Source organism: Celeribacter baekdonensis B30, from assembly GCF_000299875.1.
In the GTDB taxonomy this organism is placed as follows: Bacteria; Pseudomonadota; Alphaproteobacteria; order Rhodobacterales; family Rhodobacteraceae; genus Celeribacter; species Celeribacter baekdonensis_A.
In genome coordinates this window covers 39,394-52,960 of the sequence record NZ_AMRK01000019.1, presented here as the reverse complement: position 1 = coordinate 52,960, position 13,567 = coordinate 39,394, and the positions used below count along the sequence as shown (strand labels likewise).

Here is a 13,567-nt window from a genome sequence, read left to right as displayed (position 1 = left end):
GAAGGTAGGGGAACAGCCGAGGGAGATGCCGCGTGGGCCCTGGCTCCCTTCGAACTCACCGGAGGTAAGACACAGTGCAGATGTCAAAACCGCGTCCGTCAGGATCACTACCGCGCCGATTGTCTTTGCTGAAGCGCCCACGATGCGGAGGAGTGCTGCAGGCGAACAGAGCGTGGAACGAAAGGACGGGTCGCCACGAGACACCGCAACCATCCAATAACCCCAAATGACAGCCCGGCTAGTTGGTTCGGTCAGAAAATGCGACAAGATATTTCGTCAAGGGCCGCCGCAACCAACGGACAGAGCATACTGCTGCCTAGCTCTAGCATCAGTTGCCCACTTGCCCTTCCAGTGCGCATACTATACGTCATTGACACATACGCCGCGAAAACCTATATGGGACAAGAGATGACACGATTGCAAACAGTGGTCGAACTGCCCGAATTTCAGAGGCGCGCCAAGGCAATCATGTCGGACCAGGAGCGAGAGGCCGCGATCGACTTCATCGCCGCCAATCCGGAAGCGGGCATCTCTCTTGGCGGCGGACTTCGGAAGGTCCGAATCCCGAGAGAGGGGGGGCGGAAGGAGCGGCGGCTTCAGGACGGTGTATGTCTTTGGCGGGACCCATATGCCGATCTTTCTGATTACGGTCTTTGCCAAGAATGAGAAAGCCAACCTGTCGAAGTCTGAGCAGGCCGCGGCGGTAGAGATGAGCAAAGCGCTTGTCGCGAAATATGGAGACACAACATGAGTGCATTTGAATCCGTGTCCAAGGGACTGGGAGAGGCGCTGGCCTTCGCAGATGGCGAATTGGCCGGCGCGAAGGTCCATGAAGTTTCCGTTGCTGAGGTCGATGTCGCCCAAGTTCGGCAACGGACTGGCCTGTCCCAGGCGGAGTTCGCCAAGAGCATTGGCGTCGCGAAAGGCACGCTGCTGAACTGGGAACACGGGCGCCGACACCCGACAGGCCCGGCTCAGGTTCTGCTGGCATTGATCGCAAAGAAGCCTTCTGTCGTGCAGGATCTATTACGCGGCACGTTAACCGGGGCCTAAGCCCCGATCCTCTTGATGCGGATCCCGAGCTTGCGGGCTTTGTCGACGATGTTCTCGGTGATCCCCGAACCGGGCGTGGCGATCAGACCCTGCGGCATGGTCTCGAGCATCTTGTCGTTGCGCTTGAAGGGGGCGGCCTTGCCGTGGCTCTTCCAGTCGGGCTTGAAGACCACCTGGGTTACACCTCGGGTATCTGCCCAGCGGGCCGCGATCATCTCGGCACCCTTGGGCGTCCCCCCGTGCAGGAGCACCATGTCGGGGTATTTGGCGTGCGTGGCGTCGAGGACGGACCAGATCAGATCATAGGCCTGATAATCCCCACCCGAGAAAGCGATCCGCGTGCCTTCGGGGCAGTGTACTTCGGTCTCCTTACGGCGCTTGGCCGAGAGATAGGCCCGGCTGTCGACCACGGCGGAGGTGAGGCCGCGATGCGAGACCTTGGATCCGGTGCGGGGCAGCCAGGGCGAACCGGTGGCGGCCGAGAAATGGTCCACGGCCAGATCGCGCATCTGCTCGAAGGCGTCGCGATGGTCCCAGAGTTTGAGCCCGATCATCTGGAGGCGCTCAAGCTCGACCGAGGCGACCTCGGAGCCGTCCTGGATTGCCAGACTTTCCCGGACCTCGAATTCATTGTCATCGTGAAGCTTCTGGATATGGGTGAGCCGGCGATGGAAGATCGAGGTCAGGGACCAGAGCATCTCTTCGAGATTGTCTTCCAACTGGCTGCCGGTGAGGAGGCCGATGGTGGTGTCAAAGAGCGTCGCCATAGCGAGCTCGACCTCGTTGGGCTGGGGGAGGGGGCGATGATCGGTCTCGCCGGGCCCGGGCGTTGCGCCATGAAGTGCGAGGTGGTCGAGGATGGCGGAGGTCACGCCGGTTTCCTCTTGGATGTCTGTCTGATGGGGCATTGTCAGGTTCCTCTGTTTGATCTGACCCGATTTGGATGGGGCGATACCTGGACCGGCGGCGACCGGGCCGCATCCGTCAGGATCGGAGCAAAGCGGAGAATGCGCCACGGGCCGGAAAATTGTCCCGCGAGGAATGGCCCGAAGGGGCAGGGGAATTTTCTGGTGCGCGGCGCATTGCTGCCCGGGCGAGGGGCACTCAGCCCCGACCCGCTGGCCCATCGCTCCCCTTATCCAAACGGGATCAGATCGAACCGTCGGAACCTTTGCCCGGTCGGACATCCCCGGTGAGGTTGGCGGTCACCCGTCCTTGATCTCCAAACCTTGAGCTTTCATGGCCTCGAGCAGGGACCGGCGCAGCGCATCACTGCCAAATGCCCGCAGATCGTCGTTGAAATCCCCCATCGTCGGCACGAGATCACCACAGGCAATTCCAAGCGTTTCCAGTTGGTTACGCAATCTCGATGATGCGTTACGTCCAGCTTCGTCCTTATCCCGCGCGATCCAGATACGCTTGACGCCTGACGACGGGATGAAGAGACCGAGATGGGTGGCGGTGAGACAGGAGGCGAGGTCGAACTCCGGGAGAGCCGTACCGACCGAGAGGGTGGTCTCGAGACCTTCGCCGACGATGAGATCGCTGCGAGGTGAGCCGGACCAGAAGCGGATGGCATGGCCGTGAAGCTTCCCCAGGATCCGCTTGGGGCTCTCGATCTCGGCCAAACTGCCGGTGGACGGGTCGAGATAGAAGCGTGCGCATCCGGTGATCTGCCCGCGATTGTCGGTGATCTTCGCGAGCAGGGCAGGGGCCCTTTGCGGCAGATCGGGGTCGTCCGCGCCGGGGCCCAGAAAGACCCGCGGGTGATAGCGCAGCGCAGGACCGAAGCGCGCAATGTCGCGCCCCTGCAGATAGCTGGCGGCCAAAGTGCCAAGCACCGGCTTGCCGGCGGCGAAGAGTTTGCATGCCCGCGTGATGCGTTTGCTGGAGGCTGCATCCGGGCGCTCCGCCCTTCCGGGTTCACGAGGCACGGCAGGGCAGGGGGTCTCTCCCAAGAAGGCCCGGGCCTCCCTCAGCGTTTCTTTGAGCGTGGCCGACCCAAGCCTTTGCTGCAGGAGATCGATCAGATCGCCATATTCCCCCGTCGCGAAATCGGTCCAGGATCCGGCTTTGCGCCCACCCTGGGCCTGGAGCCGGACGACAAGGCTTTGACCCTTTTCGCCCGAGGTGTCGCCAACCTGCCAATAATTGCCCTGCTTGCGCCCCTCGGGGAAATACTGGCGGCAGAAACTCTCGGTATGATTGGAGAGATCGGTCGAGAGCTCTGCAATACTGCGTCGCGCGCTCATGCAGTGGCCTCCGCGGCGCTTGCGCCAACCGGATGCGCGGCGAGTACCCGTGCCAGAACCTCGATGCCGTCGACGGGGATGAACACCCGTGTCTTCCACTGGATTACCTCGGTGAAACAGCCCATCGCCTTCAGTGCGGTCAGGGCCGTGCTTGACGCCCCAATGAGTTCGAGCCTCGGCTGTCCCATGACCAGCGACCGGCGCAGCTGGTAGCCGCCAAGGAGGCTGAGTGTCGTCTTCGCCTCCATGACCGCGCTGAGCACTTCCTGAGGCGTCATTTCGATCTGGCAGTCGAGCCCGAGCCGCGCGTAGACGTTCAGAAGCTGCTCCTGACTGACCAAGCGGCCGATGGAGCGTTCGCCATCCTCGGTCTGCAGGCGGTAGATGCGCATGTTGTCAGCGGGCAGCCGGTCCCAGATTGGCAGGAGCAACCCACAGATCAGCGTGATCTTCGAGGTGGTAAACTCGGGCACCGCCTCAACCTCGGCCCGCCAGAGCTGCTCGAACATCGCATCTTCGATCTCTTCCCAGTGCGATTTCGAGAACTCGGTCAGGGCAAGGATCTCGGCCGCCATGGGACGCAGGAGCTTCACCCGAAGGATTGGCACACCGTCCTCATCCATGAAGGCAGGTGCATTCACCATCAGCGCCGCGCGTTTCGAGAAGGAGTTCCAGCACAGCGTCGCGCCCATCGACTCAGAGCAGATCTGTTTGACACGAGGCAAGGTCAGCGGATCGTTGCGATCGGTGCGCTCCACGGTCAAGGCGGTGGCCGTCGCCCCGGTCGCCTCATGCTCGAAGATGACCTTGCGGTCGACAATTTCGAACTTCTCGGCGCGCAGGGTCTCCAGGCCCACATCGAGCGTGCCGGCCTGGCGCGCGTCCTCGATGATCGCCGAAAGAAACCCGCCGAAGGCCTCAAAAATCGCGTCCTGCATGTCGATGCGGAGCGCGAGACAGCGATTCAGGAATTGCTGGATCGGCGGCAGGTTTTCTTTCATGGTGCCATCCGCCTCATCGAGCGTCAGCCCGGTCATCTCCTCGAACTTCGCGTAAGAACAGGCGTCGATCTTGCCCGCGCGCAGCTTGTAGAAGAAGTGCCGCAGCGCAGCGCGCGCGTAGGGGCTCTCGAGGTTGTCCTCGGCGCGGAACATGTTCTGACCTCCGGTCTCGCGTTGCCCCTTCGTGATGGCCCCAAGCGTGTCGAGACGGCGCGCGATGGTGGAGAGAAACCGCTTCTCACCTTTGACATTGGTCGCCACAGGCCGGAAAAGCGGCGGCTGCGCCTGGTTGGTGCGGTTGGTGCGCCCGAGCCCTTGGATCGCATTGTCGGCCTTCCAGCCCGGCTCCAGCAGGTAATGCACCCGCAGGCGCTGGTTCTTGGATCCAAGATCCGCATGATAGCTGCGCCCTGTGCCGCCCGCATCGGAGAAGATCAGGATGCGTTTGGCGTCGTCCATGAAGGCCTGGGTTTCGCCGAGGTTTGAGGAGGCGGGTCGGTTCTCGACCTTGAGGCGTCCTTCGCGTGTTTTCACGATACGCCGCTTGCGGCCCGTGACCTCGGCCACGGCGTCCGCGCCAAAATGCCAGAGGATCTGGTCGAGCGCGCCCTGCACCGGAGCGAGCGCCCCAAGATGCTCGATCAGATCATCGCGGCGCCGCTCCGCCTCGCGGCAGATAATCGGATTGCCATCGCCATCGCGGGCGGGGCGCGAGCGCAGATCGCCATTCTCGTCGGTGTAGGGCTCAAAAAGCTGCGTCGGGAAGGAGTGCATCAGGTAATCCATGATATTCTCGCGCGGGGTAAAATCGACCTGCAGGTCCTCCCACTCCGACGTCGGGATCTCCTCGAGCCGACGTTCCATCACAGCCTCGCTGGTCGAGACCACCTGGATCACCGCCGAATGACCCGCTGCCAGATCCGCCTCGATCGAACGGATCAGGGAGGGGCACTTCATGGCGGTGATGAGGTGGTTGAAGAAACGCTGCTTGTTGCTCTCGAAGACCGAGCGCGCGGCGGATTTCGCCTGGGCGTTCAAGGTGCCCGTCTCGGAGGAAATGCCCGAGGCCTGAAGCGCGGCTTCAAGGTTGTTGTGGATGATCTGATAGGCATCGGCGTAGCTGTCATAGATCGCGATCTGCGCGGACGTCAGCTCATGCACCAGCATCTCGTATTCGACCCCGGCATAGGAGAGGGACCGCGCGAGATAAAGCCCGAGTGCCTTCAGGTCGCGCGAGATCATCTCCATGGCGGCAATGCCGCCGGCCTCCATCGCAGCAACGAATTCGGCCCGTGTCACGAAGGGGAAATCACCGGTGCCCCAGAGCCCGAGCCGGGAGGCATAAGCGAGATTGCCGACGACCGTCGCACCGGTGGCAGAGACATAGACGACGCGCGCATCAGGCACAGCGTTCTGCAGTGCGAGCCCCGCAAGACCTTGTTGGGACGCCTTCTTGTCGCCGCGGTTGGACTTTTCTCCCGCAGCATTGGCCATTGCGTGGCTTTCATCGAAAGCGATGACCCCGTCGAACCCTTCGCCCAGCCAGGACGTGACCTGGTCGAGGCGGGAGGCTTTACCCTCGCGTGTCGCAGAGCGCAGCGTTGCATAGGTGACGAAGAGGATGCCCTCAGGGAGAAGGATGTCGCTCCCCTGGCGGTATTTCGAGAGCGGCACGATATCGCTTTCGCGGCCACCGAGCGCCATCCAGTCGCGCCGCGCATCCTCGATGAGCTTGTCGCTCTTCGAGACCCAGACTGCCCGGCGGCGCCCCTGCAGCCAGTTGTCGAGGATGATGCCCGCGATCTGCCGCCCCTTGCCGCAGCCCGTGCCATCGCCGAGAAACCAGCCTTTGCGCAGGCGGAAGACGCCTTCGTCACCCTCGGCCGCCGCCATCAGCTGGCCTTCGATCTCGCCGCGCTTGAACCAGCCTTTGAGATGCGTCTGGTGCGCATTGCCTGCGTAGATGACGCTTTCGAGCTGCGGCGCGGAGAGAAGGCCATCCTCGACGAGGCTCTTTGGCAGGAGCGGGTGGTAGCTCGGCACGGGCGGCGGCACCGAGGCCATGGCTGCGGATTGCACGAGTGCTGTCGGATGTTCCGCCGCTCCGTCGATCCGGATCGCCTGCAGGTCATAGGCCTCGTAGACCGTGTCCTGCAGCGCGCCGTCGGGTTCGCTCCAGGCTTTCGGCAGATAGTCGAGCGGTGCCGTCGCGATGTCGTCAAATGGATGCCTCGCACGTTCTTCGGCAAGGGCACGGGTTTCCTGGCGGGCGGCGTTGCGCAGGGCGTTCAGGTTGGTCCGCGCCGCGGGTTTCGGCACCGCCAAGGCCGCGCTGGTGGGGCAGGGCGGAGGGCTGCACCGCTCCGGGCAATGCGCGAGCACTGCGGAGAGGAGATCGCCCGTGGTCGCGCAGATCGGATGATAGGCGGCCTCGATGGCGACCGGCTCAGTTTCTTCAGCGCCAGCCGGGCGTTTGTCGATCACTGTGAGCCGCGTGTCGATCGTGGTGCCGTGCCGCGCGAAAACCTTGCCGTCGATCGCGGCGGAAAACACCACGTCTGCGCTTTGTGCGATCCGATGTAAAGTTGACTGGAAAGATCTCGTGGAGGGGCGGAAGCTCTCGCCAGTGATGATGACAAGACGTCCGCCCGGCGCGAGGCGTGCTAGTGCGGAGAGCACATGCTGGCTGGTGGCCTGCAAGAACTTGCCCTCGACATGGTTGGCCGCAGAAAACGGCGGGTTCATCACGATGACCGAGGGCACGATGGACCGGTCGAGGCGGTCGTCGATTGAAGCGGCGTCGTGGTTTGACAATGCGGCATCGGGAAACAGCAGTCCCAACAAGGCGCGGCGGGTCTCCGCAAGTTCATTCAGCGCCAAGCGAGCGCCAGATATCCGTGCGAAGATTGCCAGCATGCCGGTGCCAGAGGATGGCTCGAGGACCAGGTCGTCGGCCCGAACCCCCGCCGCCTGCGCAACAATGGCCGCAAGGGGCAGAGGGGTCGAGAATTGTTGCAGACGGATACTGTCTTCCGAGCGCCGCGTGTGCGACGGGGCCAGGCCGGCGAGACGTTCGATCATTGTGAGGAAGGCCTGCGGCGAGGCCGCCTGGCGCTGCATCAATGCGCCGTAGCGCGAGAGCATATAGATCTGGGCGATCTCGGCGGCCTCATAGGCGTCTTTCCAGACCCAGGCGCCGCTCGTGTCGCTGGCGCGGAAGGCATCCTCCATCGCGGTGCGCAGGGCAGCGGCGTCGAGAGACCTTCCCGCTTCGAACAGGGGAACGAGGGCTGTCGCAGCCTGCATGAGATGTTGGGCAAAGCCTGTAGCCTCGCACAGGGCAGGGGCTTCGGGCTCGGCGGCAAGCGGGACGGAATGGGGGTGAGCGTTCATCGGCAATCTCCGGGGTTGAGGGTTGGCCCCAAGCTCCGTGCGCACTCTCTCGCCCGGGAGGGGTCACCCCTCCCGCCCTGCCTCTCGCTCTTTCATGGGATTGCTGATCTCCGCCCTGCAGCGGAAACTTGTCCCCAGAATCTGGGGATGGGTCTGTGGGCGCTGCCGCGTAAGCCCTTGTCAGCTTGAGGCATTGCCAGCTCGCCTAAGTCTTGGGCGGTTTGCGGCCTGCGCATCCGAAACAGGTCCGTCGTCGACCGATCGGCGGCCGTACGTATCCGGACAACCTTCAGGAAGAGCTCTGAAAAAGAAAAAGGCGGCATCCGGGAGGAGGTGTATGCCGCCGTTTAGCTTAGATCGGCTCAGGGAGGAGGAGAGAACCAATCACATTAGAAGCATAGTGGTCATGCTGCGACCGCACAATAGCCGGGCCATGACATTTCTGCATTGCAGCAATGCGAGGTCACTTGGGACTCTCGCAATAAATGGACTGTGTGTTACCTTTGCCCGCCTCTAAGGGAGAGCCTGCGCTTGAGCGGCAGCGGACTGGGGTGTTTGACCCGGCGACGGTACTGGCACAGCGTGTCGCGCCTCGGGCAAACAGCCCGTCTCATAGTCGCCGACGAACCCCCAGGAGGCGTCGACTTCCTCGCCATCGCGCTCGATGACATAGCCGTAGACCCGGCCGCTGAGATAGGCGTCGTAGCTGACGATCTCTGCGCGCAGGATATCTTCAGCCTTTTCATGCAGCGCCTTGGTGACGCGTTTCACACCGAACTCCGTCCGGACCGCCTCAAGCGTCACATAGACATAGCCAACCTGGCCGGAGTCCCACGGGCAGTGGAACCCGATGGTGTTCATCGCGAGACCGGAATGGTCATAGAGGAACACAGGCAGTAGCACTGACTTGGACTCGGCGCGGTCGCGCAGCTGGTCCATCGAGAGGTCGCTCTGGTCTGAGACACCAGCGAGATCGCGTAGGAACGCCTCGGGACCGTCGAACTGGTGGCTGTCACCCAGCCGATAGCGCCGATGCCAGCAGATCAATGTGCCGAGGTTGGACCACTGACGCGGGCTTTCGGCGTCGGTGTCATGGTAGATCTTGACGGTGTGGCCTTGGTAGGCCTCCTCGTAGACAGGGTCGTGCATGTCGTTATCCTTTCTTGAAACGCAATCGACCCGCCGAGCCGGTTGGGGCTCGAGCGGGTCGATTGCGACGTGGTCAGGTGGTTGGTGAGTTTGCCGCTCGACGGATCAGGCGGCGTCGCGGTTCAGGCGATGCTGGACGTGCTCGACCGAGACCTTGAGAAGCCAATCCTCAAACCCGAGAATGGTCTGGTGATTGGCCACCGCCGCGATCCAGACCGCGCGCGGATCGCTGCCGATCTGCGTCGGATCGTTGTCTATCCGGCCATTGGCCATCCACGGCTCCGGCTGAATGCGGGCGAGCCAGTCCGCCAACGACGGGATGCGCCCCTGGCAGTCTTCGCGCACATGCTGCTCGCCAATCCAGCGGATCGGGACGACCCGGCCCGCGCTGTTGGTCAGGCTGTGTCCGAAGATCCGTTGGGCATCATAGATTCCGGCCGTATGATGGCGGTAGGCTCGGTGGACAAAGAGGGCCAGGTGCTCTTTGGATGAGTCAAACCAGTCATGCACATGCTGGTAATCATCTGGAACTCCACCGAACTTTCGGGCCGAACTTTCGGCGTGATGGAGGGGATGTGCCATGTGTTAAAGTCCCTCGTGTTCGGTGGTCGCAGACGCGATATAGCGGTTCGAGTGGCTGACATCGATCTTGTCCGCCTCGAGCGACCAGGTCAGTTCGCCGTAGCCGCCCTCGTTGTTCTCGAAGCCTGGGCTCAGAGCATAGGCAAAATCCCAACCGAAGTCTTCGACCCGGCGCCGCAACTCCTCCGTCAGGGTGATCGCATCAGGCGTCACCACGACATCCTCAACGTTGCCGGAATCTCCGTAGCCTTCGTATTGCACCTCGATGCTCGTCGCACCGAGGGTGCGCAACTCGGAGAGAAGCGCCGCACGGGTCTCGACCCGCTGTTCAGCAGCCGGTCTCTGAGATTCGAGCATCTGCGCGTAGAAATCAGTCGCTTGTGTCATGTCTTTGGTCCTTTGGAATTGGGAGAGGGGAGGGCGACCGCTCAGCCAGGCCGCCCTGGTGGTTTCCTCAAGCGGGCTTCAGGCCGCCGCGTCGCCGCGGTTTTCAGCTGTCCGGTCAACCAGGTTGAAATAAAGGTTCTCGGTCGCGCGCTTGAACCCAGGCGGTTTGCGCGGGGCGAGGCAGCGCACCGAAGCGCTGCAACTCTCGCCATGCTCCATCGCGAACTGCGTCACCTTGTCGATCAGGTCATCCATGCCAGCGGCCTGGATGCGCTTTTCGGGGTAGCTCCCCAGCATCTGGAACTGGGTAACAACAAAGGCGCCATCGCGATGCGCGGGATAGAGGGTGATCTGGTAATCGAGTGTCTTGGCCATTTCTGGTCTCCTGCGGCGGGCGGAACGCGGGCATCGCGCCCCTTGGAACCCGGCAGCACGAAAGGACCGCCCTCGAGGTGAGGGCGTTCCGGGACACTGTTGGAGATGCGGTGAGCGTTCAGTATTCCGACGGCAGAAGCAGGGTCAGCACGCGACGCGTCTGTTCGGGATCGGAGGGCTCGGGCGAACCGTACTGATAATCGACGTCATACAAGTCGATCTTGAACCAGACCGTCATGTCCTCAAACTCGATGACCCCCATCTCATGCCAGCCCTGCGGGTCGCTGTCGGCATCGAACCCGTCAAACGCGGCAACACGGCGGGTGAGCTCCAGTTGGGCGTCAGGCCCAAGCGCCGCGACGCCGCGTGTCATCACGAACTGGCCCTGCGGGGCATCGGCAACAGTAGTGTTTCCGAGGATGGAACGTCGAAACGCATCATTCTGCGTGGCGATCAGTGCTGCTTCCCGAACGGGATCGAGGTCAAGGGTGGTGGTCATGGGATGTCTCCGGGGACGGGCCAGCCGATCCGATATCGGCTGTAGGCAACCCGCCAGCCGGAAAGGGCCGCCCTCGATGTGAGGACGGCCCAAAGTTCATGTGGTAATCAGATCGGTGTTCGCGTCGTCAGGCCGCGTCCCCGCTGAGAAAGGCGGGCAAGGACGACGGTTCCTCACTCTCCGCCTCGGCCAGTACGTCTGCGGCGGGCACGTCGCCTTCCTCCGCCTCGGACGCATCGCCAATCATTTTGGCGTCGGCCTCAGTCGCACCGGCAAACACCATCCCGTCGGGCAGCCAGCGCGTCGTCTTTGCAACCGTCGCGGCGTCGAAACCTTCCGTCTCGCTGGCGGTTTCCGCGAAAGCCCGCTCCATCGCGGCGGAGATATCGCCCTTGCGCTCGCGATTGCGATCCTCGGCGTAGTCGTCACCAATCAACTTGCGCGACGTGGCAACCGCATGGCCCTTGTTGACCCGACCCCAGTAATTCTGCGCCGTCGGGCGCCAGCAAGCCGCGACGTCGACATCAAGCCGCGCACCAATCTCTTCGATGATCGGGGAGGGGCGATTGTCGGAGGACAGCTGCGGTTTGACCGCCAAACCCGTTGCCCAGGCGAACAGCGCCTGCTTGTCCGCGATGGGCAGCGCCGACATCGCCCGGAAGTCCTGGGGTTTCTCCAGCGTCATCCAGTCAGTAGCGAGATCCTGTTCCAGCGCCTCGAGCATCTTTTGGGCAACAGTATCTGCATGCAGCACCTCGCGGTTCTGCACCTGGAAGGGACGGATCGAGATGTCGAGCGCCTCGTTGTTGTAGGACCGCCCCAAAGCCTGTTCGCAGAGCGCGTAGAGCATCGCATCGAACGCCACCTCGAAATCCGCCGCGAGATGTGCCCTGAGGATATGCTGGCGCGTTGCGCGCAGATCATCGGCCAAGCTCGCCGAAATCCCATCGGCTTTGCGCAACGTCGCGGCCGGGTCGGAGCTCGGCACCGGCGTGGAGGAGGTCGGCGGCGTCACCTGTGGCCGGGCAGGGGAGGGGGCGCCATCCGCATTTTTGGTGGTATCGTCGGGCTCGGGCGCGGCCGGAATATCCTCCGGTCGCACGAGGCCTTTCTCGACCCGAAGCGCCCCGTCATGACCGATGGTCAGAACGACACCGGCAATAGCGCGATCTTCGTCCGCATAGGGTTGCCGTTCGCGCTGAAGGGCCTCGATCTCACGCAGGCGCGGCTCAATGGCGTAATATTCCTCGGTTTCGGCGTCAGTCCAATCCTCACCGTCATTCTGCGCCGCCAGTTCTTCCTCGCGCGCGATGAGACGCTCTTCCTCGGCAAGCAGGTCCGGATCGGGGTCGATATCCTGCGGATAGACCCGCCCGAAACTGCGAAACGCGCCATAATCCACCGAGAGATGCACCTCGACCCATTTCCAGTCGGCCTCGAAGGGTTTGGCCGCAGCCTGCAACTTTTCGATAGCGAGGCGCTCGAGGAGGTCGGGGTTTTCCATATGGGCGCAGGCACGATCATCGAAGAGATCACGCAGCAGAACACCACCCGCCGCCTCATAGGCCTCGATACCGACAAAACGCCCCAAGGCCGAGTTCGCCGAATGCGCCGTCTCGGTCAGCTGGCGTTTGATGCTTTGAGGATGGATGTGATAGCTACCCTTCACCGCGTTCCAGACCGCCAGTTGACGATCATGATCGTCGGTCAGCGTGAACGCCATGACGCATTCGAGGGTCAGATCGCCTGCGCGGAACTGCTCGATGATCTCGGGCGCGACACGAGCGAGTTTCAAACGGCGGCGCACCAGGTCGACGGAGACGCCGAATTTCAGCGCAATCTCGTCCTCGCTGCGGCCTTCAGCGATCATCTTGTCGAAAGCTTCGAACTGGTCTGCCGGGTGCATGGCAGCGCGCTGGAGGTTTTCCGTGGCGGAGGTGAGGACAGCGTTGCGCTCATCTTCGACGAGGCAGGGCACCGGGTGGTCTGCGGGGATCACACCGTTCTCGGCGAGTTGTTTCAGCGCCTTGAGGCGGCGACCGCCGGCATCTACCGCAAAACGTGTCTCTGACAACGCATGAACCACCAGGTTCTGTTTGATGCCCGTCTCGCGGATGCTCGCGAGGAGTTCTGCATCATCGCTGGCGCTTGCCGCGACTTTGCGGACGTTGAGCGGGCTCGGCTCCAACTGATCGAGCGGGATCATTCGGATGTCGGCGGCGCCGTCAGGCGCGGCCGATCCGGATGCTTCGGTCTTCTTGGAGGTGGCGGGTTTCGGGCGAGTTGTGGTCTTGGCCATGATCAGGGTCCTTGTCATGCCGGACCCGGATGAGGCTCTCTCTATCCTTTCAAGCCCGGCACCCGGGCTTCCCTTTCTCGGACTTTCTCAAGTGACACTTTCAGTTCTTGGCTTAGTGTCAAAATCCAAAACCAGTAGATGACGACTAGTGCGAGAACGATAGCGGAGAGGAAAACCTTGTGACTTCGGTCATGGCGCGTCGCCACACACCTCCAATCCTTGAGCCTGCCGAACGTGCTTTCGGCCCAATTGCGGCGCTGGTTGTACTTCGCGCAGGCTGTCCGTTGCTTTGGGTTTGGAATTAAGTTTTGTGTCCACGCCGCCCTTAGTGCGACAGATAAGGTGGCATCGCTCCCTCTTTTAAAGACCCTACCGGTCGCGCAACGGAGCATCTTCAGGTAGGTTACAGCGAACTTTGAGGTCTTGTCCTCGTCGTGTCCTTGAACGACGCCGGCCATTATCCGCGCAAAAAGACCTTTGTAACTTCAAAGCTTCCACTAGCTATAGAGCGCTTTAGATGCGGCGTAGCCTCCCAGGTCTTACGCCAGACATTAAAAAGTAAAGAGGAAAGCATGGC

The 13,567-nt window shown here is 62.3% G+C and carries 11 protein-coding genes; 2 read left to right on the top strand and 9 right to left on the bottom strand.

Annotated elements, in window-relative coordinates:
* Positions 1–628 precede the first annotated feature (628 nt).
* Positions 629–751 carry a type II toxin-antitoxin system RelE/ParE family toxin gene (locus tag B30_RS22430; RefSeq protein ID WP_232616949.1) on the top strand — a complete coding sequence of 41 codons (123 nt, stop codon included), beginning with the start codon at positions 629–631 and terminating at the stop codon, positions 749–751.
* Complete coding sequence (locus tag B30_RS20395) at positions 748–1,053, top strand: helix-turn-helix domain-containing protein (protein WP_009574139.1); 306 nt, start codon at positions 748–750, stop codon at positions 1,051–1,053. The genes B30_RS22430 and B30_RS20395 overlap by 4 nt, the downstream gene beginning before the upstream one ends.
* Here B30_RS20395 and B30_RS20390 read toward each other — a convergent pair.
* The 9 genes from B30_RS20390 to B30_RS20350 form a co-directional block, all read right to left on the bottom strand.
* A complete protein-coding gene (locus tag B30_RS20390; RefSeq protein WP_009574138.1) occupies positions 1,050–1,961 on the bottom strand; it encodes a DUF2493 domain-containing protein in 912 nt (303 codons plus the stop codon). The two genes, B30_RS20395 and B30_RS20390, sit on opposite strands and share 4 nt — an antisense overlap.
* 297 nt (positions 1,962–2,258) lie before the next feature.
* Positions 2,259–3,305, bottom strand: a complete 1,047-nt coding sequence (locus B30_RS20385; RefSeq protein ID WP_009574137.1) for a DUF7146 domain-containing protein — start codon at positions 3,303–3,305, stop codon at positions 2,259–2,261.
* The gene (locus B30_RS20380) at positions 3,302–7,699 is read right to left on the bottom strand and encodes a strawberry notch-like NTP hydrolase domain-containing protein (RefSeq protein WP_009574136.1); all 4,398 of its coding nucleotides are present in this window, start codon (positions 7,697–7,699) and stop codon (positions 3,302–3,304) included. The genes B30_RS20385 and B30_RS20380 overlap by 4 nt, the downstream gene beginning before the upstream one ends.
* A gap of 513 nt (positions 7,700–8,212) precedes the next feature.
* Entirely contained in the window at positions 8,213–8,848 is a 636-nt protein-coding gene (locus tag B30_RS20375; protein ID WP_009574135.1) for a hypothetical protein, read from the bottom strand.
* A gap of 105 nt (positions 8,849–8,953) precedes the next feature.
* A complete protein-coding gene (locus tag B30_RS20370; protein ID WP_009574134.1) occupies positions 8,954–9,430 on the bottom strand; it encodes a DUF6915 family protein in 477 nt (158 codons plus the stop codon).
* A 3-nt stretch (positions 9,431–9,433) separates the two neighbouring features.
* Positions 9,434–9,817: a DUF6878 family protein gene (locus B30_RS20365; RefSeq protein ID WP_009574132.1), complete on the bottom strand. Its 384-nt coding sequence runs from the start codon at positions 9,815–9,817 to the stop codon at positions 9,434–9,436.
* A gap of 78 nt (positions 9,818–9,895) precedes the next feature.
* Positions 9,896–10,192, bottom strand: a complete 297-nt coding sequence (locus tag B30_RS20360) for a hypothetical protein (RefSeq protein ID WP_009574130.1) — start codon at positions 10,190–10,192, stop codon at positions 9,896–9,898.
* Between the two features lie 118 nt (positions 10,193–10,310).
* Positions 10,311–10,691, bottom strand: coding sequence for a DUF3768 domain-containing protein (locus tag B30_RS20355; RefSeq protein ID WP_009574129.1), 381 nt, complete (start codon positions 10,689–10,691; stop codon positions 10,311–10,313).
* Between the two features lie 127 nt (positions 10,692–10,818).
* The gene (locus B30_RS20350; RefSeq protein WP_009574128.1) at positions 10,819–12,990 is read right to left on the bottom strand and encodes a ParB/RepB/Spo0J family partition protein; all 2,172 of its coding nucleotides are present in this window, start codon (positions 12,988–12,990) and stop codon (positions 10,819–10,821) included.
* Between the last annotated feature and the right edge of the window lie 577 nt (positions 12,991–13,567).